We start from the raw sequence: 19,914 nt of genomic DNA on the forward strand, positions 1-19,914 counted from the left end.
AATTAAACGGTTTGAGCTTCTACTTCAGATTTATTTTTATCGTTAAATAACAAAGTAAATAGTAAGAATACGGCCGCTGCAATTCCTGCCGGGATAATCCAAACCATTTTCCAATCGGTAAAACCGCCAGCTTTGTACATATCGGTAATTAATCCGGCTACTTTAAACCCAATTAACATACCAACACCATAAGTTGCCAAAGTGATTAAACCTTGGGCAGCGCTTTTAAATTTCTCTCCGGCTTTTGAGTTTGTATAAATCTGGCCAGATACAAAAAAGAAATCATAACAAACGCCGTGTAGCGCGATCCCGATAATGAGCATAAAACTTAAATCTCCGGCATTACCGAAAGCAAATAAAACGTAGCGGATTGCCCAGGCAAGCATACCAACCAAAATGGTTTTTTTGAAACCGTATTTAGAAAAGAAAACGGGAATTGCCAATAAAAACAAAGCCTCTGAAACCTGTCCGATTGCCATTTTTCCTGTTGGATTTTCTACTTTGATATCTGCTAAAAATAATCCGGCATTTTGATAATAAAAAGCCAATGGAATACAAATAAGAATAGAAGAGATGAAGAAAATTGCAAAGTTTTTGTCTTTCAATAATTTAATTGCATCTAAACCAAGAATATCACTAACCTTAATTTTTTCGCCTTTAGCCACTTTTGGAGGCGTTGCAGGTAACGTAAAGCTAAATAATCCTAAAATGAAAGAAACGATACCTGCCATTAGGAAAGTGCTTTTAAGTAAACCAGCCTGAATGCCTTCAGGAGAATCCCAATGGAAAGCATAGCTGATTAATAAACCTGCAATAATCCATCCGATGGTACCAAATACACGAATATTTGCGAACTCTTTTTCAGGATCTACCATTTGGTTAAACGAAACCGAATTTACTAAAGCCAATGTTGGCATAAAAAGGATCATATATCCAAGAACATAAGGATAAAAAACGCTTACATCTGTGGCGTTGTACATCTGGTACATTAAAATTGCACCGATGATGTGCAATACGCCTAATATTTTTTCGGCATTGAAATACCTATCGGCGATAAGGCCGATGATAAACGGTGCAATAATAGCGCCCCAGGATTGTGTTGAAAACACTGATCCGGTTTCTGCGCCTGTAGCATGCAGGTTTTTGTCGAGAAATGTTCCTAAGGTAACGAACCAGGCACCCCAAATAAAAAATTCGAGGAACATCATGGTAGATAGTTTGAAGCGAGTAATGGTATTCATTTGGTTTATATATGGTTATTAAAGGTAAAAGGTTGAAGGCATAAGGTAAATCGAAAGAAAAATCTTTATCCTTTTACCTTACACCTTTCACCCTTTTTTACAGTTCTTTTATGCTTAGGTTTTTGTACCAAACCTCATCTCCGTGATCCTGAAGTGCAATTTTTCCGGTTTTGAACGTTCCCCAGTTTTCCCATGTTGCAAATTTGCTTCCGGCAACAAGTTTTTTCCAGTTATCATCCCACAAGGTGGTTTCCACTACTTTAACTCCGTTTAGAATTAAAGTTAATTTGCCGTTTGAGCTGATGATTTCTGCTTTATTCCACTCGCCAACCGGTTTTACTGGTTCAGAAGTACTTTTAATTAAGTCGTACAAATCGCCTGCACGGTGTTTTGTAATTTTTCCATCGGGATGGCCATCATTGTCCAAAACCTGCATTTCCAACCCTGTTGAATAGGTAGCATGGTATTTTGGCTCTTCGTGCACGTAAAAAATTAAACCGCTATTGGCTTTTGGTGCAACTTTCCATTCGTATTTCAAATGGAAATTGGTGTATTCTTTATCGGTAACCAAATCGCCACCGCCATCTTTTCCTTTGGCTTTCGGATCAAGGTGTAAAGCACCATCTTGTGCCTGCCATGCGCTGCCAACCGTTGTTTTATTGTACGTGTGCCAGCCTTTAGTTGTTTTGCCATCAAACAAAGGTTTGAAACCTTTCTGGGCATTTGTGATCTGTGTAACTGCAATTACGAAGCATGCAGAAAGCAATATTTTTTTCATGTGGTAAAGGTTAAACCCCAAACTGTTTCAGATTGGGGTTAATGATTTTTTATAGAGTTAAATTGTTCCAGCCTTTGCGGTATTCGCGTTTAACAAACTGGTTGGCTTCATCAAAGTTGGTGATCTTCATGTTGTCGTTATCCCAAAGCATTTTCATATAGCGGCCAGGATAGCTGGTTTTTCCGTTTGTGCTTTTCTGAATATCGAAACTTCTGATGGCCAGATTTGCCATTAATAACGCTTCTGTTAACGGACCAGCAATTTCGAAAGGCGAACTTACGGGTTGTTTGCCATAACCTGCAATTGCCGCTTCTACCCATTGGCGGTAGTGGCCATTTGCACCATCTTTAACGCGGGCAAGTTTTTCAGGAACTTTGATGTCTTTATTGCGGCTTAAAGGCAATAATTTTGGATTTGCGCTGTAGGTTTCGCTCATCATTTTACCTTTTGTTCCGATAAATAAGGTACCGTTACCACCATCACCAAATGTTTCATTGGCTTCCAGTTCTTCCGGGCGTTCTGGCTGTATACCTCCGTCCATCCAATGTAACGTTACATCTCCTTGTGTTTTATCGGTTTTAGGGAATTTTAATGTTACGTGACTTGAAGGCGGGCAACTTTCTGGGAAATATCCACGTTTAAACTCGTCAACATATACAGAACCAACACTGGCTTCAACTTCTTTTGCGTATTTAAGATTTAAAACGCTGAAAGGTGCTTCAATTAAGTGACAGCCCATATCGCCAAGTGCCCCGGTTCCGTAATCCCACCATCCGCGCCAGTTAAAAGGTACCAATTTATCTACATAGGTCTGTTCAGGCGCAGTTCCTAACCAAAGGTTCCAATCCAATTCTTTAGGGATTTCTGCTTTTTGCGTTGGCCATGGAATTCCCTGAGGCCACACCGGGCGGTTTGTCCATGCGTAAACAGTATGTACATCGCCAATTAATCCGGCATCATACCACTCTTTCATCTGGCGTGGGCCATCATTAGACGCGCCCTGATTGCCCATTTGTGTAACCACTTTATATTTTTTTGCGGCTGCTGTTAAAATGCGGGCCTCATAAATATCGTGAGTAAGTGGTTTTTGAACATAGACGTGTTTACCCAATTGCATTGCTGCAAGCGTTTGGATTGCGTGGTTATGATCTGGTGTTGAAACAGAAACAGCATCAAAATTTTTATGCTCTTTATCCAGCATTTCGCGCCAGTCTTTGTAATATTTTGCTTTTGGAAATGCTTTCACGCTATTTGCTGCGCGGCGCGAGTCTACATCGCACAAGAATGCAATATCGGCTTTGCCACTTTTTGCAAACATATCAATATCACTTTGGCCTTTACCGCCAACGCCAATACTGGCAATAAGTAAACGATCGCTTGGCGCCAGAAAGCCTGGTCCGCCCAAAACATGTCTGGGTACAATCATAAATGCAGCCGCAGCAATAGCGCTGGTTTTGATAAAATCGCGTCGGTTAGTCGCGGTTTTATTTTCTTGCTCTGTTTTCATATTAGTTAGAAGGGATTATAATTTCGATAGGAGATTATTTTTTCTTGAGTGATAAAATATACTTCACCATCAGCTTTGCATCGTCTTTTTTAACAGTTGGATGCGCTGTCATTGGCATTTGGCCCCATACGCCTGTACCACCTTTGATGATTTTATCTGCAAGGGTATTGATGTTTTTTTCTGTTGCAGGATATTTTTTTGCGATATCCATGTACGATGGGCCGATGATTTTGTTCACCTTATTGTGGCATCCAATACAGTCAGATTTGTTAATTAACTTTTCACCTGCGCTCATTTGAAATTCGTGCACTTTCACCGTTGCCGTTCCTGTTAAAATTTTCTCTTTGCCTAAATCAGCTTTAGAGAATGATGCCATAAATATGACTACGGCACCTAATACTAAAAATGTTCTTTTCATGTGTGTTGTTGTTTATGGAGATGACTACGCCACATACATTTTACTGTTTGAGGCTTTCAAATTTTCCGTTTAACTGTCTAATCCTAATATTCTTTTATTGAAAGCGCTATCGCTGCCCGATGCAGCAAAATCATCAAAGGCTTTATCGGTTACTTTGATGATGTGGTTTTTTATAAATTCGGCACCTTCTCTGGCACCATCTTCCTGGTTTTTAATACAACATTCCCATTCCATAACTGCCCAACCTTTAAAGTCATATTGAGCCAATTTACTGAAAATAGTTTTAAAATCAACCTGTCCGTCACCTGGTGAACGATATCTTCCGGCACGATTTGCCCAGCTTTGGTAACCACCAAAAGTACCTTGTTTACCGGTTGGATTAAATTCTGCATCTTTTACATGGAATGCTTTTATCCGTTCGTGATAAAAATCTATGTATTGGATGTAATCCAGTTGTTGAAGTACAAAATGGGATGGATCATACAATAAACATGCACGTGGATGATTATTGGCTGCGGCCAAAAACATCTCATACGTTTCGCCATCAAAAAGGTCTTCACCTGGATGAATTTCGTAGCAAACATCTACACCGCTTTCATCAAAAGCATTCAGAATTGGCGTCCAGCGTTTCGCAAGTTCTGCAAAACCTTCTTCTACCAATCCTTGTGGGCGTTGTGGCCAAGGATGAAAATATTGCCAAAGCAAAGATCCGCTGAAAGTTGCATGTGCATTTAAACCTAAGTTTTCTGAGGCTTTTGCTGCATATTTAAGTTGTTGTACAGCCCATTCTGTACGTGCCTTCGGGTTTTTGTGCAATTCTTTCGGCGCAAAAGCATCGAAAAGATCATCGTATGCCGGGTGTACAGCTACCAGTTGGCCTTGCAAATGCGTAGAGAGTTCGGTAATTTCTAAACCATAACCGGCAATTTTTCCTTTTAACTCGTCTGCATAGGTTTTGCTTTCTGCAGCTTTTTGAAGATCGATAAATCTCTTGTCTAGCGTAGGCAACTGGAAACCTTTAAAGCCCAAACTTACTGCCCATTCACATATATTTTCCAGCGAGTTAAAAGGCGCTTCATCGCTGATGAATTGCGCCAGAAATACTGCAGGTCCTTTGATCGTTGTCATAGTTGTTAAATTTTAAAATCCAACCATTTTTCTGACGATTGGCTAGATGCAACAGCATTTTCTATGAAAGCCATACCGCGTATTCCGTCATTCACATTTGGAAAATCAAGCATTTCTGCACTCGGTGTTTCCCCGTTTAATTTGGCACTTACGGTTAAGGTGAAGTTGCGGTAAATGTTTGCGAATGCTTCTAAGTAACCTTCCGGGTGGCCGCCGGGTGTACGCGTATTGTGCGATGCAGCTGTGCTCAGATAGCCGTTACCGGCACGATAAATTTGTGCAGGTTCTGATTGCCATTTAACAATTAAGGTATTTGGTTCCATCTGGTGCCATTCTAAGCCACCTTTTTCTCCATATACTTTTATTTTGAGTGCATTTTCTTCTCCGGCAGCAATTTGCGTAGCAATGAGTACACCATTTGCGCCGTTATCAAATTTTAGTAAAACATTTCCGTCATCATCAATCTGTCGGCCTTCTACAACAATATTTAGATCTGCACAGATTTTGGAGATGTTTAAACCAGAAATATATTCGGCAAGTTGAGCGGCATGTGTACCAATATCGCCCATTGAACCACTTTTACCAGATTTTTTTGGATCTGTACGCCACGCGGCCTGTGCATTGCCTTCTCTTTCAGAAAGCGTGCTTAACCAGCCTTGCGGATATTCTACCATTATTTTTCTGATTTTACCCAGCGCACCATCTTTTACCATCTGGCGTGCCTGCTTAACCATCGGATAACCAGAATATGTATGTGTTAAACACAATGTAAGCCCAGTTTCATCTACTTTTTGTTTAAGCGCTTTGGCTTCTTCTAAAGTAAGGGTAATTGGTTTTTCAATAACTACGTTAAAGCCGTAATCTAAAGCAAGCATTGCCGGTGCGAAGTGGGCAAAGTTTGGCGTTACAATGGTTACGAAATCAATTCTTTTATCTTCCGGAAGTTCGCTTTCTTTTTTGAGCATCTCCTCATAATTGAGGTAAGTGCGTTCTTCATCCAAAAACAATATTTTTCCGGATTCTATGGCAGTTTCTGGGTTTACGCTTAGTGCACCAGCAACAAGTTCTATCAGGCCATCCATATTGGCGGCCAAGCGGTGAACGGCTCCGATAAATGCATCTTTACCACCGCCAATCATGCCCATTCTTAGTTTTCTGTTCATACGGTTCAAGGTTTTAAGGCAAAAGGTTTAAGGTATAAGGTTGCCCTCATACTTTAAACCTTTGCACTAATCCCTATTTGATTAAATATTGTTCTTTTTCAATTCTTTCACAGCGTAATCTGCCGCACGTGCGGTAAGCGCCATAAAAGTTAACGATGGGTTTTGGCAAGCGATCGATGGCATACAAGATCCGTCTGTTACAAATACGTTGCTTACTTCGTGCATTTGATTCCATTTGTTCAGTACAGAAGTTTTTGGATCATTACCCATTCTGGCTGTTCCCATTTCATGGATCGCCATACCAGGATAGCAGTCATTATCGTAGGTTTTGATGTTTTTCATGCCGGCCTTTTCTAACATTTCGGCTGCATCATTCATCATATCTACACGCATTTTTTTCTCGTTTTCTTTGTATTCGCAATCAATTGCAAGTACAGGCTGGCCCCATTTGTCTTTTTTGGTTTTATCGATGTAGACTTTGTTTTCGTAATAAGGCAACATCTCTCCAAAACCACCTAATCCCATGGTCCATTTTCCTGGTTTAGTCATTTTTTCTTTCAAACCAGAACCGAAAGAAAGTTCGGCTACATCACTTTGCCAGTTAGATCTGCTGGCACCGCCCTGATAACCGAAACCACGTAAGTAATCACGTTTGTCGTTTCCTACATTCTGATATCTAGGGATGTAAATTCCATTTGCACGGCGACCATAAGTGTACTTATCATCAAAGCCTTCTGCTTCTCCTGATGCGCCACAACGGAAGTGGTGATCCATCAAATTGTGACCCAATTGTCCGCTGGCATTACCCAGGCCGTTTGGATGGGCTTCTGAAGTAGAATTTAGTAAAATGAAAGTTGAACCCAATGTAGAACCATTTACGAAAACGATTTTCGCATAAAACTCCATCGTTTCGTTGGTTTGTGCATCAATCACCATTACACCTTTGGCTTTCTTGGTATCCTTATCGTGAATAATGTGATTTACGATAGAATATGGTCTGACCGTTAAACGGTTGGTTGCCATTGCTGCCGGTAGGGTAGAAGATTGTGTACTGAAATAAGCACCAAAAGGACAACCACGGCTACACAAGTTACGGTATTGGCAATTGCCCCTTCCTTTGTGCGGAACAGTAAGGTTAGCAACCCTACCTATCATCATGATGCGTTCTCTTTTATAATGATCTTCGATTCTTTTTTTAACCGATTTTTCTACGATGTTAAGATCCATTGGAGGTAAGAATTCTCCATCCGGACAAAGTGGCCAGTTTTCTTTCGAACCGCTGATGCCTGCAAATTTTTCTGCATAGTCATACCATGGTGAAAGTTCTTTATAACGTATTGGCCAGTCACTTCCGTGACCGTCTTTTAAATTGTCTTCGAAATTGTGATCGCTTAAACGGTAGCTCTGGCGGCCCCACATTAAGGATTTACCACCAACGTGGAAACCACGGTACCAGTCAAAACGTTTATCTTCTGTATACGGGCATTCCAAATCGTTTACCCACCATTTTTCATTTGCTTCCTGATAAGGATAATCGCGAATCTGTACCGGGTGTGTGCGTTTTTGTTCTTCGGTTAATCGGCCTGCATGTTTAAATTCCCAGGGGCTTTTCATTGCAGTTTCATAACCTGTAATGTGCTCTATGTTCATACCACGCTCTAGCATCAGTACACGAAGACCTTTTTCTGTAAGTTCTTTTGCTGCCCAGCCGCCACTAATCCCCGACCCTATAACAATAGCATCGTAAGTATTTTCTGCCTTTAGATTTGTATTTAAATTCATGATGTTTTGTTTTTTGGTTAGAAATTAGGTTGCCCAGGATTTTTGACCTGGTTTTAGCTTAGCATTTCCGTCGTATCGTCCGGGAACCAAAACATACTCACGGGCTTTTGTACAGCCAATTTCTGAAGAATAATAACCTAAAAGGGTCAAATCCCTTGCTGTAACGAAGAAATAAATCAAGTCTTTGTTTTCTTCAGAAGGGGTTTCTTTTTGTGCAATTGCCATCAACCTAAGGTCGACCATCAACTGTGTTTTTTGCGCAACGGTTAAGGCAAGATAGTTTTTGCCAAAATCTTTCATGGATTTATCCTGAAGTTCTTTAAACCCTTTAGCGAATGATGTTTGCATTTTTGCGGGGTAGCAGTCTTTCATCATCATCGGGATGAATTTGCCTAAACCGGCCGCTTTTGCTCCAGCAGAAGATTTTGTTGTTGGCACAATAATATCGGCAAATTCAGCAAAAATCTTTTCATCGTTTACTGAAAACGATACGAAATTCTTCTCGTTTTCTGGGAGGGTAAAACTTTCAAATAAAACGCCCATGGTACTCGCAGAGATTGCTCCCCCAAGTAAAAATGCAACGTTTCTCAGTGCTTCTCTTCTGTGCATCGTGTTTGTGGTTTTATATATTGGTTATATCTGTGTTGAATGAGTAATATTAGAAAAAATATAACGGAAACCTCAAATTTTTACATTTAATTTACTGGTATGCAATGCGATTGTTACTGGATAGAATTGTTCTAAATAAAACTATTTTCGGGTTTCTAAATGGATTTACCAGCCATATTTTTGCTCAAATCACTTCGTGTATATTATACATTTAGTATATATGAATGTTGTATTTACTAATAAATAATGTTTGGCTTCTTTTTTTAATGACCTTTGGTTAGATCAGGTTGTTTTTGACGTAATCGTAGCTTTCTTTAATACTGGTATATGGGTCTTTTCTAATCAGATCCTGCTCTGTAAAAATGTAGTCTAAACCGGCAGTTTTTGCAGCGGCAAAAATTTGTTTAAAATCAATCCGGCCAGAACCAACTTCTGTAAAAACAGCTTTATCGGTTTTGTCCATATCTTTAACATGGAACATATTGTAACGCCCTGGGTTTTTGTTAAACATCTCTACCGGATCAAGGCCTGCATTTACCGCCCAAAAAATATCCAGCTCAAAACCCACCCGTTTCGGATCAGTTTCTTTAAGGAGTACGCTATAACCGGTTGCGCCATTGCCCTGATCTTTAAATTCAAAATTATGATTGTGATAGGCAAGTTTCAATCCGTTTTTGTGGCAAAGTTCTGCCGCAACATTGAAACGTTCTGCCATTTTTTTATAATCGTCTATTGTTCCGTTTGTTCTTACATCTGTAGGTAAAGCCGGGATAACGAAGAATTTTTGTCCTACGCTGCTGGCTACTTCTATGTGTGTTTTCAGTATTTTATCATCACCGGTTGATAAAAATTCTGTTGTATTGTAATGTCCGCTTGGAGATGTAAGGTTGTTGTTTTTAAGTAGTGTATTAAAATCTTTGGCTTCTAAACCCCAAAAACCTTTCACTTCGTATTTACCCGGATAACCGTAATAAGTTTCTACCTGGTTGTAACCGATTTTGGCCACATGTTCTATAGTTGCTTTTACATCCGCTGTAAGCTGTTCACGCAAGGTAAATAAGCCAATACCAATCTGAGAAATTTTGGCTTTCTGTGCCAAAGCTGAGGCAATTGCTGATGGGGCGATAAAAGCGGCGGCAGTGGCCAAACCTGCTTGTTGCAAAAAAGATCTTCTTGTTGTCATGATATTTGTTGAATTAAAAAGCCGGAGGTAAATTCCCCCGGCTCTGCTGTTAAAATGAATAAGCTAATGATCCCCAGAAAGTACGTTGAAGTAAAGTTCTGCCAATCATTAATGTGCCAGGAGCAATGGTTGAGAAATTCCGGAATTGGTCTCCTCTAACATCGCCTTCTGTCAACACTCGTGCATTTAACAAGTTGTCTGCCCAAAATCTTATTGATACTTTTTTAGTAAAGTTGTAACCTGCACCTGCTTTCATTACTACGTAAGCTGGTAATTCGTAACTTTCGCTAGGCGAAGTAAAACGGCTGCCTACATAATTTGCAGCGATATACAGGTTGAAGTTTTTATAATCGTAGTTTGCACCAAGCTCAGTATTTAATACCGGTACACGTTCTGTTCTGTTGCCGGTAAAGCTGTATATGCGGTTTCCAAATTCTGCAGCTACGGCAGCATTTCCACTGGTATTTGCTTCGTAATCTGTGTATTTAGAATCTTGTAAAGTTCCGGTTAATCTTAAACTTAATGGTTTAGCAACTTTGTAAGAAATTTCATACTCTGCACTCCAGGTACGTGTAGAACCGAAAGCAACAAGTGCTTGCTGACCAGCAGCTACAGTTGGTACGTTGATGGTCAGTGAAGTGTTCTTAATTGCAGAGTAACTTCCTGAAGCAAAAATTGCAAGGTTGTTTTTCGCATATTTGAAGCCAATTTCTCCTAAATAAACCGGGCGTTTTTTAATGTTTGCAGCATTGTATGCAGAAGCATTGTAATCGCCGATATTTGGTGCATTATAGGCTTTGGTTGCACGCGCAAACATGCTTGATGTAGAACTGATTTTGTAGTTGGCACCAATTGATGCAGCCCAGTTGGTTAAGGTTTCATTGTAGCTGGTGTAACCCAAAATATTCGGTGTTGCAGCCGCTGCAATATTTACCGTTCCGTTTGTGTTAAGTGCATAATATGGTCTTTCGCCTTTAACGTTTTGGTTGTCAATACGCGCACCAATATCTAAACGCCATTTTTCTGAAAGTTTTACTTCATCGCCAGCATAAGCAGAAAGTGTTCTGGTGTCGCCAATAAAGGTGTTTTTGGTTTGAACTGTACGCTCTAACGCTGTTGGAGATTGAAGGATAATACTTGGATGTTCCTTAAATTCTGTGAAAGAACGGAAAGCGTAGCGCAAATCGTCACGGTTATACTGGTGTATACCTGCACCAATGCTTAAACTGTGGTTTTTAACCGTTTTTTTCAAATCCAGGTAATCTACAATCTGAACGTCGCTATTGATTTGTCCGTTTGCATTTGAAGTGATTACGTAATCGCCGGCAACAAAAGGTGCAACGGCTCCTCCCGGATAATAATAAGGCGTAGCTGCAGTTCTTGCCGTAATACCTGCAGGCGCAGTATATGTACTGTTGGTGTGTGTATTTTGGTAACGGAAATTGTTAACAATCTGCCAACCGCTATCGGTTAAGTAATTGAATTGAAAACCACCTGATCCCAGTTTAGTATGGATACCATCCGTTAAACTGAAGTTGTGAACACCTGTTGCCGGATCGTTATAACTCCATTCTGTTTGTTGCGGAATGATAGATTGTGTAGCCATATCGTAATCGCGATACGTTCTTGGTTTTCCGGTACCATCATATGGATAATAACTGGTTAATAAAAACTGTACTTTATCATTCAGGTATTTACCATACACGCGGATGAAACCTTTATTGTTTTTGAAATTGAAGGTCATGTTTCCTTTAATCTGACCACCTTGATTGGCCGGATTAAAACCTTGATCTACAACGCCATTATCTGTACGGTAAAATCCTCCGATGTTGTATTTAACATGCTCGCTGATTTTTCCACCGGTGTTTCCGTCTACACGGTACAATCCTTGAGAAAAACCAGTAGTGAATTTGAATGAACCATAAGGTTTATCTGCGCCTACGTAACTGATGTTGTTTACCACTGCACCAGGCGTGTTCGCTTGAATAATAGATGCATTACCACCACGTACGGCTTCAATATTCTGGATTGTTAAATCCGTTTTATAATACTGATCGATAGATGGGTTGGTATTGAAACCTGTAGGCAACAAAGGCAAACCATCTTCCTGGATACCTAAGAAGATATAACCACCTTGTTGCGGAAATCCCCTTACCCATACGTTACCCGGACCATCACCACCCGTACTTTCAACGGTTAAACCTGGTATAGCTTTTAATAAATCTGTACTGTTTAAAGGTGCTCTGTTGGTAATGTCTTTATTGCTTACAGAAGTTAAAGCCACACTGCTTTCCAACTTTTTCTTTGGATTGCCACCAGTTACCATTACACTTTCCAACTGAAGATTATCCTCTGATAAACTGATTGAAAGGTTTTCATCGGCATTGCCCGGAGATAAAGTAACTTCTTTAGAGATAAAACCTACATAACGCACCACAAGAACGCGGCTATCTACAGTTAAACCTTTTAAAGCAAACTTTCCGTTAATATCTGTAGTTGTACCAATTGTTTTGCCTTTTACGGTAACCGATACACCTGGCAAAGCTTCGCCTTTACTGTCTGTAACTGTTCCGGTAACTGTTCCGTCGAAAGCTTTCAGTAATTCCAGATTGTTGTTTGCTGGTATAGAGTATAGTAAAATCTGGTCTTTCACAATGCGGTAACCTACATCGTACTTTTTCAAAGAATTTTCAAGAAAATATCTTAATTTTTGGTTTACCACATTAACCGAAACCTTGCGGTTAGAGTTAATTAACTGCGGACTGTAAACGAACTTTACATTGGCCAGTAATTCGGTTTTTTCAATAATGGTTTTAATGTCGGTTTGCTCGGCCTTCAGAGAAATTTGTTTATTCAGAAACTCTTGTGCGTCAACATTTTTAGCTAATGCGGCACAGCTGAATATAGTAATGGCTAATATTTGGTAAATCGAATTTCTCATTGCAAAAAGAGCGAGCGAAATAAGTTGATTTTTTTTCATAAATTTGGTTATTGTTCATTAAATGATTGGATTTATTGGACATAGAATTTCCAGTATACATTCTAAATGTATTCAACATGCCGACAACCCCCATTGTCGGTTTGTTTTTTTATGGATGTGCTGGTTTGTGCCGCTACGGGCTTGGTTGGATAAAAGTTTTTCTCATATTATTTTATTTGGTTAGTTTTTATTGGAAACTACAATTGAAGTTCCCTGTATTGAATATTTGCTGGATATTGACCCGCAAACCAGATCAAGCTGCTCGTAAAGCTCTTTCCCGTTTAAATCGCCGGTGAATGTGTAACTTAAAATTTCGTTGTTATTGGATTGAATACTAATTCCGTAATCTTTAGCCAGTTTATTAAAAATGTTTTTTAACGTTTCTTCGCGGTAATTGTAATCGCTTTTGTTTGGCAAATCATACGCTACAGACAACGGAATAGGTTTCTCAACCAAAGTTTTCTTTAATTGATGTTGTGTAAAAACTCCTTTTTGGTTTGGTGTAAGCAAAATAGGTTTTGCAGATTTTTCTTTAGCCACTGCAAAAAGTGAAGCTTTACAGTTTTCATTAACCTGTACTTTTCCCGTACGCACAGATACTTGTGCTGGTTGGTTTTTCTCTGGTGCTTTTACAAAAAAGCTGGTTCCCAGAACTTTAACCACAATATTTTCATTATAAACCAAAAAAGGTTTTTTATGATTTTTAGTTACCGCAAAGAAGGCATCACCCTCAAGATAAACCGTTCTTTTATTTGATGAGAACGTTTTTGGATACACAATATTCGCATGCGGCGAAAGTGTAACCTTACTGCTATCGCTCAAATAAACCGAAATATTCTCTTCAGTATCATTCGCTGCCGAAAGTAAAACAGCATCGCTATTCTCGCTTTTGTAGGCCTGAAGTGCTCCATTATAATTGTAAAAATACAAACTGCCCAAAACAAAAGCTGCGGTAACCGAAGCTGCAATGGCAAACTTCATTGATATTAACTTCAACTTTTTAGGCTGCGGCAATGAATATAAATTCTTCGAAATGTTTCGTTGCATTTCGTTGATTTCTTCTTCCGATAAATCCTGAATATTTTTTTGATTGATATTGTGGTACCACTTGTCTACCCAAAGCCGTTCACTCTCTGTGCATTTCCCATCCGTGTAGCGGTTAAGCAAGTCTAAAAAGGCTTTTTGGTTCATCATAATATTTGGTTTATATCTACAAGTAACCTATCTAAGCGCAATCCCTAAAGCTATTTCGAAATAAATTGAAATAAAATGTAAGTGATTGGGTTTCAGTTACAAAAAAATGTAGAAATTTTTGATGTATTCTTTAATCCGTTTAATGGATCTGGTGATATGGTACTCTACCGCCTTTTCAGAAATATTGAGTTCGTTAGAAATGTCTTTGGTAGATTGATGCTCGTAACGGCTCAATCTAAAAATTTCCTGTGTTTTTTCTGGCAGCGATTTAATGCCTTTTTCAATAATGTTAGACAGATCATGCAGTTCTACCTGGTTGCGCGTATCGTCATCGTTTTCAGTGTAATACATAGATTTGTATTCCATGTATTTATGTTGCACCACCAAACTTCTAATGTGGTTAATGACACTCAATTTTAACGCACCAAATAAATAAGCCTGTATATTGTCTATATTAAGGTTTGCGCGTTTCTCCCAAAGGGAGATGAAAATGTTCTGTACAATTTCTTCAGCTGTGATTTTATCGCCGGTTTTTTTGTATGCTGCAATAATTAATTCTTTACTGAAATGCTGGTAAATATTTTCATAAGCTTGCGTATCGCCAGATTTTAGGCGCTCAGTTAGATGCTGAAAATGTGCAGGCTCTTGGAGACTCATTGTTTTGGTTGTAACAAGTATAGTAAATGTAATATTTATTTCCGTCCGATTTTCAATTTATATTCTTGTTGTGATTGTTTTTTACGGCCCGAATGGCTTATATCAAAACATAAGGCCCATAAAAGCGAAGCACTTAGTGTAAATATTTTACAGGCTTTTAGGTCATTTTTTTACCTTTGCGAAATCTCTAGAAAAACTATGCAGGAAAATATAATTGTTTTGGGCTCAAACGGCCAGATTGGTACCGAGTTGGTAACCATGTTGCGTAAAATATATGGCGATGATCATGTGGTGGCTTGTGATATCCGCAGACCCGATTATGACATCAAAAATTCAGCACCTTTTGAATTTGTGAATGTTCTGGACAAAGAAATGGTAAAGGGCATTTTTCAGAAATATAAGCCTACACAAGTTTATCTTCTGGCTGCATTATTATCTGCCACAGGCGAACAAAATCCTAAGCTGGCCTGGGATTTGAATATGAATGGTTTGTTAAATGTTCTGGATCTGGCACTTGAGTTTAAAACAGCGAAAGTGTATTGGCCAAGTTCTATAGCCGTTTTTGGACCAAATTCTCCTAAAGATCAGACGCCACAATTTTGCACAATGGACCCGAATACGGTTTATGGAATCAGTAAACTTGCCGGAGAGCGTTGGTGCGAATATTATCATCAGAAGTATGGCTTAGATGTGCGTAGTATCCGTTATCCGGGATTAATTAGCTGGAAAGCGGCACCAGGCGGAGGAACAACAGATTATGCCATCCACATCTTTCATGAAGCACTGAAAAAAGGTAGCTACCAGAGTTTCCTTAATGCAGCTACAGAGTTGCCTATGATGTATATGGAAGATGCTATTCGCGGTACAATAGAATTGATGGATGCGCCTGCCGATCAGATTTCGGTGCGTAGCAGTTACAATTTCGGTGGTGTAAGTTTCACTCCAGAAATTCTTGCAGCAGAAATCAGAAAACATATTCCGGGATTTACCTTATCTTACGCAGAAAATGATCCGCGACAGCAAATTGCGAACAGCTGGCCTCGCTCTATTGACGATAGTGTTGCCACAAAAGACTGGGGATGGAAACCGGAGTTCGATTTATCGAAACTGACAATAGACATGTTAAATAATTTAAAAAAATAAGGTAAAAGGTTAAAGCTGAAAGGGGAAAGCTCGAAGCGCCATGCTTGAGCACTAGATCTTGGAGCAAATATTTTAAATTTAAAACAAAATAATATAAAGTAAACGGTTGGAAGGTTGAAGACTTAAAGTCTGAGATCGGAAATCTGATATCTCAATACTACACAATGGGAAGAGCATTCGAATTTAGAAAAGAAAGAAAATTTAAGCGTTGGGCCAAAATGGCGGTTCAGTTTACGCGTATTGGTAAAGATATTGTAATGGCTGTTAAGGAATCGGGGCCTCACCCAGAAACCAACTCGCGTTTGCGTACAGCGATGCAAAATGCGAAAGCCGTAAATATGCCTAAAGATAGGGTAGAGGCGGCAATTAAACGTGCTTCTGATAAATCTATGGCCAATTACGAGGAAATTGTTTACGAAGGTTATGCACCGCATGGTGTTGCCGTTTTAATTGAAACTGCAACAGATAACACCAACCGCACGGTAGCCAATGTACGTAGCTATTTTAATAAAACAGATGGTTCTCTAGGTAAAACCGGATCTTTGGATTTTGTTTTTAACCGTAAATCTATTTTCCGCTTTGTGCCGGCTGAAGGTTTAGACCTGGAAGAATTGGAGTTCGAATTAATTGATGCTGGTTTAGAAGAACTTTACGTAGAGGCTGATGAAGAAGGAAATGATATTGCGGTAGCACAAGGTGCATTCGAAAACTTTGGTTCTTTACAAAAAGCTTTGGAAGAGAAAGGCATAGAGTTAAAAAGTTCAAAATTGGAGCGTATTGCTTTATCTCACCACGAGGTAACAGAAGAGCAGGCAGCTGATGTAATGAAATTAATTGATAAACTGGAAGAGGACGATGATGTGCAGGCGGTTTACCACAATATGGCCGAGTAATTTTTGGCGAATTCTAAAATAGAAAAAGCTCCGAAAAAATATTTTTTCGGAGCTTTTTTGTGTTTTATGCCCTTACTTCTGGTGCGAAAATAACCAGGGCAATAATTGTGGCTCGGCGAATGCGCTGTCCCAGCTGTTGTGGTTGTCTTTAGGGTAAATGGTCAGTTTTACTTCTTTGCCTACATTTCTTAATCGCTCTGCAACAGCCATTGAATAGGCCGGATCCACGATGTCATCTTTTGCGCCGTGGAAAATCCATAAAGGTGTTTGCTTATATTTTCTGATGTTGTTGGTATTGTCTCCGCCGCAAATGGCAAATGCCGCCGCAAAGGTACGGCGCTTCCGGCGCAACAATTCATATGTACCCATACCGCCCATAGATAAACCGCCTACATACACCTGATGTTTGTTGATGTATGGTTTCTTTAGCATGTCTTTTACCATACCCAGCAACGCATGCATAGCTTTGGTTGGTTCTCCACCTTCAACAAAACTGAAATTACGTTTTCCGTTCGCATTGGTGCTGATGTTTACATTTGCCCAATAACTATCTACACTGCATTGCGGGAACACGATAATAGCAGGAAAGTTTTTGCGTATATCGGCTTTCAGGAACAGATTGGCGCCATGTGTTAATTGTTTCTCATTGTCATTTCCGCTTTCTCCACGTCCGTGAAGCACAAAAATAATGGGATATTTTTCTGTTGGTTTAAAGTTTTCGGGAAACAATATTCGATAGCTGATGGAGTCTTTGCCCTTAATAAAACTGCCTCTATCGTATTTTTTTAAATCCTGAGCCTTGATAATTAAAGCGAAAAATAGAATTTGTATGGTAAGAAAAATTTTCTTCATGCAACAAAAATAAAAAACCCCAGCTATTTTTCAACAGACTGGGGCGTACATTAATCTAACTGAGCTATTTTAAAGTAAAAGAAGCTTCCTTTACATCGTGTGAATTTGTGCCGATATATACTTTGAAATCGCCAGGCTCGGCTGCAAATTTCAAATCGGAGTTGTAGAATTTTAAATCTTCTTCAGAAATTTTAAAGGTGATTTCTTTGCTTTCGCCAGCCTTTAGGTTAACTTTTTGGAAACCTTTAAGTTCTTTTACCGGGCGTGTAATGCTTCCTACCAAATCCTGAATATAAAATTGAACCACTTCTTTCCCTTCATATTTACCGCTATTCGTTAAAGTTACAGATGCCGTAATTGTTTTTCCTTTTGATAACGTGTTTGCACTTAATTTAACCGCGCTGTAATCAAATGTGGTATAACTTAAACCATATCCGAATGGATATAAGGGTTCATTGCTCACATCTAAATAATTAGAACGGAATTTCTCGAACCATTTTCCTTCTGCTAATGGACGGCCAGTATTTTTGTGTGCGTAATAGATTGGAACCTGACCAACATTTTGAGGGAAAGTTGCACTTAGTTTTCCGGATGGATTTACATCGCCAAAAAGTACATCGGCAATAGAATTTCCTGCTTCGCTACCCGGAAACCATACGTTCAGGATTGATGGAAGGTTTTCTTTTTCCCAGTTTAAAGCCAATGGTCTACCAGTAAACAATACCAAAACAACAGGTTTGCCAGTCTTAGCTAAAGCTTTTAATAGGTTTTTCTGTGTTTCCGGAATCTGAATGTCGGTTACACTGCTGCTTTCTCCGGTAAATTCAGAACCTTCTCCAACGGCCGCAACAATCACATCTGATTTTTTGGCTACTTCCAAAGCTTCTTTAATCATTTCCGCTTCCGATCTCGGATCGCGTACATAAGTTGGATTGTGCACATTAACATAGCGGTGTTCCATTACAGAATCTGCCAGGAAATTAGCACCTCTGGCGGTGATAATTTTTGCATTGTTGCCTACAGCGTTTTTTAAACCCTGAAGTACCGTAACCGATTTATCGAACAAGGCAGCAACACTCCAGGTTCCGTACATGTTGGCCGTATTGTCTGCCAATGGACCAACCAAACCAATTGTTCCAGATTTTTTTAATGGTAAAACCTGATTGTTATTTTTTAACAGAACGAAACTTTCTGCTGAAATTTTACGTGCGATATCGCGATTTTCTGCGTTGAAAACTTCTTTTTCTGCGCGTTCTGTATTGCAAAACTTATACGGATCGGTGAATAAACCAAGTTTATATTTTGCTTGCAATACCAATCGGCATGCGCGGTTGATTTCATTAATAGACACTTTTTTCTCTGCAAGAGATTTTTTCAATGTACCCAGAAAACCTTCGCCAACCATATCCATATCTACACCTGCATGAAGTGCCAGGGCAGAAACTGTTTGCAAATCGCCCATTCCGTGCGCAATCATTTCCGGTATTCCGGTATAATCGGTCACCACGAAACCTTTAAAGCCCCACTGGTTACGCAAAACCTCGGTCATTAACCATTTGCTTCCTGTAGCAGGGATTCCGTCTACTTCATTAAAAGAAGCCATAATACTCGCAGCACCTGCATCAACGGCTGCTTTATATGGCGGCAAATATTCATTATACATTTTTACGCGGCTCATATCGGTTGTATTGTAATCGCGGCCGGCTTCTGCAGCACCGTATAAAGCGTAATGTTTTACACAAGCTAAAATTTCGTTATTGGCCTGAAGTTTACCCTGGTAACCAATAACCATTGCTTTTGCAATTTGCGAACCCAAATAAGGATCTTCGCCATTTCCTTCAGAAATGCGGCCCCAGCGCGGATCTCTGGATACATCTACCATAGGTGAGAAAGTCCAGTTGATACCACTTGCACTTGCTTCAATGGCAGCAACACGCGCAGATTTCTGCACAGCATCCATATTCCATGTCGCGCTCATTCCTAAAGGAATTGGAAAAACGGTATTGTAGCCATGAATCACGTCCATACCAAAAAGCAATGGAATTTTCATCCGACTGTTTTCTACAGCAACTTTCTGTACCGCTCTGATTTTTTCGACACCTTTAATATTGAATAATCCGCCAACCTGGCCAGATTTAATTTTACTTCCGATATCAGAACTGTTTGCCTGCCCGGTGGTAATATCACCCGAACTTGGCAAATTTAGCTGCCCGATTTTTTCATCAACCGTCATTTTTGCCATCAGGTTGCTGATAAAAGTGTTCATTTTTGCTTCTTCAGCAGAAACGGCTTTCTTCGTTTGTGCAGATGCGCCTAAGGCCATTAAGACCATCAGACTGCATGCTATACGCGCTCTTCTTTTCATTATATATGTGTTTATTCTTTT

General features: G+C 39.6%; 16 protein-coding genes. 2 read left to right on the plus strand and 14 right to left on the minus strand.

Translation table 11 applies throughout. The features are described 5' to 3' along the window. Positions 1-2: 2 nt before the first annotated feature. From ACJVDH_RS03300 to ACJVDH_RS03355, 12 genes are all read right to left on the minus strand, one after another. On the minus strand, positions 3-1,241 hold the full coding sequence (locus tag ACJVDH_RS03300; protein ID WP_443946150.1) for a nucleoside permease: 1,239 nt from the start codon (positions 1,239-1,241) through the stop codon (positions 3-5). Positions 1,242-1,338: 97 nt separating this feature from the next. Continuing rightward, positions 1,339-2,019 (minus strand): 3-keto-disaccharide hydrolase, encoded by a 681-nt coding sequence (locus tag ACJVDH_RS03305; protein WP_443946151.1) that lies wholly within the window; start codon positions 2,017-2,019, stop codon positions 1,339-1,341. Positions 2,020-2,068: 49 nt separating this feature from the next. Continuing rightward, positions 2,069-3,526: a Gfo/Idh/MocA family protein gene (locus ACJVDH_RS03310; RefSeq protein ID WP_443946152.1), complete on the minus strand. Its 1,458-nt coding sequence runs from the start codon at positions 3,524-3,526 to the stop codon at positions 2,069-2,071. A gap of 34 nt (positions 3,527-3,560) precedes the next feature. Further along, positions 3,561-3,944 carry a c-type cytochrome gene (locus ACJVDH_RS03315; protein ID WP_443946153.1) on the minus strand — a complete coding sequence of 128 codons (384 nt, stop codon included), beginning with the start codon at positions 3,942-3,944 and terminating at the stop codon, positions 3,561-3,563. A 69-nt stretch (positions 3,945-4,013) separates the two neighbouring features. Continuing rightward, positions 4,014-5,072 (minus strand): sugar phosphate isomerase/epimerase family protein, encoded by a 1,059-nt coding sequence (locus ACJVDH_RS03320; RefSeq protein ID WP_443946154.1) that lies wholly within the window; start codon positions 5,070-5,072, stop codon positions 4,014-4,016. A 5-nt stretch (positions 5,073-5,077) separates the two neighbouring features. Further along, positions 5,078-6,235 carry a Gfo/Idh/MocA family protein gene (locus tag ACJVDH_RS03325; RefSeq protein WP_443946155.1) on the minus strand — a complete coding sequence of 386 codons (1,158 nt, stop codon included), beginning with the start codon at positions 6,233-6,235 and terminating at the stop codon, positions 5,078-5,080. 81 nt (positions 6,236-6,316) lie between these two features. Beyond that, positions 6,317-8,017 (minus strand): GMC oxidoreductase, encoded by a 1,701-nt coding sequence (locus tag ACJVDH_RS03330; protein ID WP_443946156.1) that lies wholly within the window; start codon positions 8,015-8,017, stop codon positions 6,317-6,319. 24 nt (positions 8,018-8,041) lie between these two features. Next, positions 8,042-8,626: a gluconate 2-dehydrogenase subunit 3 family protein gene (locus ACJVDH_RS03335; RefSeq protein ID WP_443946157.1), complete on the minus strand. Its 585-nt coding sequence runs from the start codon at positions 8,624-8,626 to the stop codon at positions 8,042-8,044. 277 nt (positions 8,627-8,903) lie between these two features. Then, positions 8,904-9,809 (minus strand): TIM barrel protein, encoded by a 906-nt coding sequence (locus tag ACJVDH_RS03340; protein ID WP_443946158.1) that lies wholly within the window; start codon positions 9,807-9,809, stop codon positions 8,904-8,906. 49 nt (positions 9,810-9,858) lie between these two features. Then, positions 9,859-12,789, minus strand: coding sequence for a TonB-dependent receptor domain-containing protein (locus ACJVDH_RS03345; RefSeq protein WP_443946159.1), 2,931 nt, complete (start codon positions 12,787-12,789; stop codon positions 9,859-9,861). 180 nt (positions 12,790-12,969) lie between these two features. Further along, positions 12,970-13,983 carry a FecR family protein gene (locus ACJVDH_RS03350; RefSeq protein WP_443946160.1) on the minus strand — a complete coding sequence of 338 codons (1,014 nt, stop codon included), beginning with the start codon at positions 13,981-13,983 and terminating at the stop codon, positions 12,970-12,972. A 96-nt stretch (positions 13,984-14,079) separates the two neighbouring features. Further along, positions 14,080-14,640, minus strand: a complete 561-nt coding sequence (locus ACJVDH_RS03355; RefSeq protein ID WP_443946161.1) for an RNA polymerase sigma-70 factor — start codon at positions 14,638-14,640, stop codon at positions 14,080-14,082. Positions 14,641-14,838: 198 nt separating this feature from the next. On the opposite strand from ACJVDH_RS03355, the gene ACJVDH_RS03360 reads away from it, so the two are divergent. Further along, the gene (locus tag ACJVDH_RS03360; protein ID WP_443946162.1) at positions 14,839-15,783 is read left to right on the plus strand and encodes an NAD-dependent epimerase/dehydratase family protein; all 945 of its coding nucleotides are present in this window, start codon (positions 14,839-14,841) and stop codon (positions 15,781-15,783) included. Between the two features lie 164 nt (positions 15,784-15,947). Next, positions 15,948-16,676, plus strand: coding sequence for a YebC/PmpR family DNA-binding transcriptional regulator (locus tag ACJVDH_RS03365; RefSeq protein WP_443946163.1), 729 nt, complete (start codon positions 15,948-15,950; stop codon positions 16,674-16,676). Between the two features lie 72 nt (positions 16,677-16,748). Here ACJVDH_RS03365 and ACJVDH_RS03370 read toward each other — a convergent pair whose 3' ends face one another. Both ACJVDH_RS03370 and bglX read right to left on the minus strand, forming a co-directional pair. Beyond that, a complete protein-coding gene (locus ACJVDH_RS03370; RefSeq protein WP_443946164.1) occupies positions 16,749-17,528 on the minus strand; it encodes a prolyl oligopeptidase family serine peptidase in 780 nt (259 codons plus the stop codon). A gap of 64 nt (positions 17,529-17,592) precedes the next feature. Continuing rightward, entirely contained in the window at positions 17,593-19,893 is a 2,301-nt protein-coding gene (gene bglX, locus ACJVDH_RS03375) for a beta-glucosidase BglX (RefSeq protein WP_443946165.1), read from the minus strand. Between the last annotated feature and the right edge of the window lie 21 nt (positions 19,894-19,914).

It is taken from the genome of Pedobacter terrestris, assembly GCF_052343045.1.
In the GTDB taxonomy this organism is placed as follows: domain Bacteria; phylum Bacteroidota; class Bacteroidia; order Sphingobacteriales; family Sphingobacteriaceae; genus Pedobacter.

What these genes read in the sequence shown, in the direction of transcription:
- ACJVDH_RS03315 (WP_443946153.1), bottom strand. Translation starts at nt 3,944, where the DNA reads ATGAAAAGAACATTTTTAGTATTAGGTGCCGTAGTCATATTTATGGCA.
- ACJVDH_RS03335 (WP_443946157.1), bottom strand. Translation starts at nt 8,626, where the DNA reads ATGCACAGAAGAGAAGCACTGAGAAACGTTGCATTTTTACTTGGGGGA.
- bglX (WP_443946165.1), bottom strand. Translation starts at nt 19,893, where the DNA reads ATGAAAAGAAGAGCGCGTATAGCATGCAGTCTGATGGTCTTAATGGCC.
- ACJVDH_RS03345 (WP_443946159.1), bottom strand. Translation starts at nt 12,789, where the DNA reads ATGAAAAAAAATCAACTTATTTCGCTCGCTCTTTTTGCAATGAGAAAT.
- ACJVDH_RS03300 (WP_443946150.1), bottom strand. Translation starts at nt 1,241, where the DNA reads ATGAATACCATTACTCGCTTCAAACTATCTACCATGATGTTCCTCGAA.
- ACJVDH_RS03350 (WP_443946160.1), bottom strand. Translation starts at nt 13,983, where the DNA reads ATGATGAACCAAAAAGCCTTTTTAGACTTGCTTAACCGCTACACGGAT.
- ACJVDH_RS03325 (WP_443946155.1), bottom strand. Translation starts at nt 6,235, where the DNA reads ATGAACAGAAAACTAAGAATGGGCATGATTGGCGGTGGTAAAGATGCA.
- ACJVDH_RS03320 (WP_443946154.1), bottom strand. Translation starts at nt 5,072, where the DNA reads ATGACAACGATCAAAGGACCTGCAGTATTTCTGGCGCAATTCATCAGC.
- ACJVDH_RS03310 (WP_443946152.1), bottom strand. Translation starts at nt 3,526, where the DNA reads ATGAAAACAGAGCAAGAAAATAAAACCGCGACTAACCGACGCGATTTT.
- ACJVDH_RS03365 (WP_443946163.1), top strand. Translation starts at nt 15,948, where the DNA reads ATGGGAAGAGCATTCGAATTTAGAAAAGAAAGAAAATTTAAGCGTTGG.
- ACJVDH_RS03355 (WP_443946161.1), bottom strand. Translation starts at nt 14,640, where the DNA reads ATGAGTCTCCAAGAGCCTGCACATTTTCAGCATCTAACTGAGCGCCTA.
- ACJVDH_RS03370 (WP_443946164.1), bottom strand. Translation starts at nt 17,528, where the DNA reads ATGAAGAAAATTTTTCTTACCATACAAATTCTATTTTTCGCTTTAATT.
- ACJVDH_RS03330 (WP_443946156.1), bottom strand. Translation starts at nt 8,017, where the DNA reads ATGAATTTAAATACAAATCTAAAGGCAGAAAATACTTACGATGCTATT.
- ACJVDH_RS03360 (WP_443946162.1), top strand. Translation starts at nt 14,839, where the DNA reads ATGCAGGAAAATATAATTGTTTTGGGCTCAAACGGCCAGATTGGTACC.
- ACJVDH_RS03305 (WP_443946151.1), bottom strand. Translation starts at nt 2,019, where the DNA reads ATGAAAAAAATATTGCTTTCTGCATGCTTCGTAATTGCAGTTACACAG.
- ACJVDH_RS03340 (WP_443946158.1), bottom strand. Translation starts at nt 9,809, where the DNA reads ATGACAACAAGAAGATCTTTTTTGCAACAAGCAGGTTTGGCCACTGCC.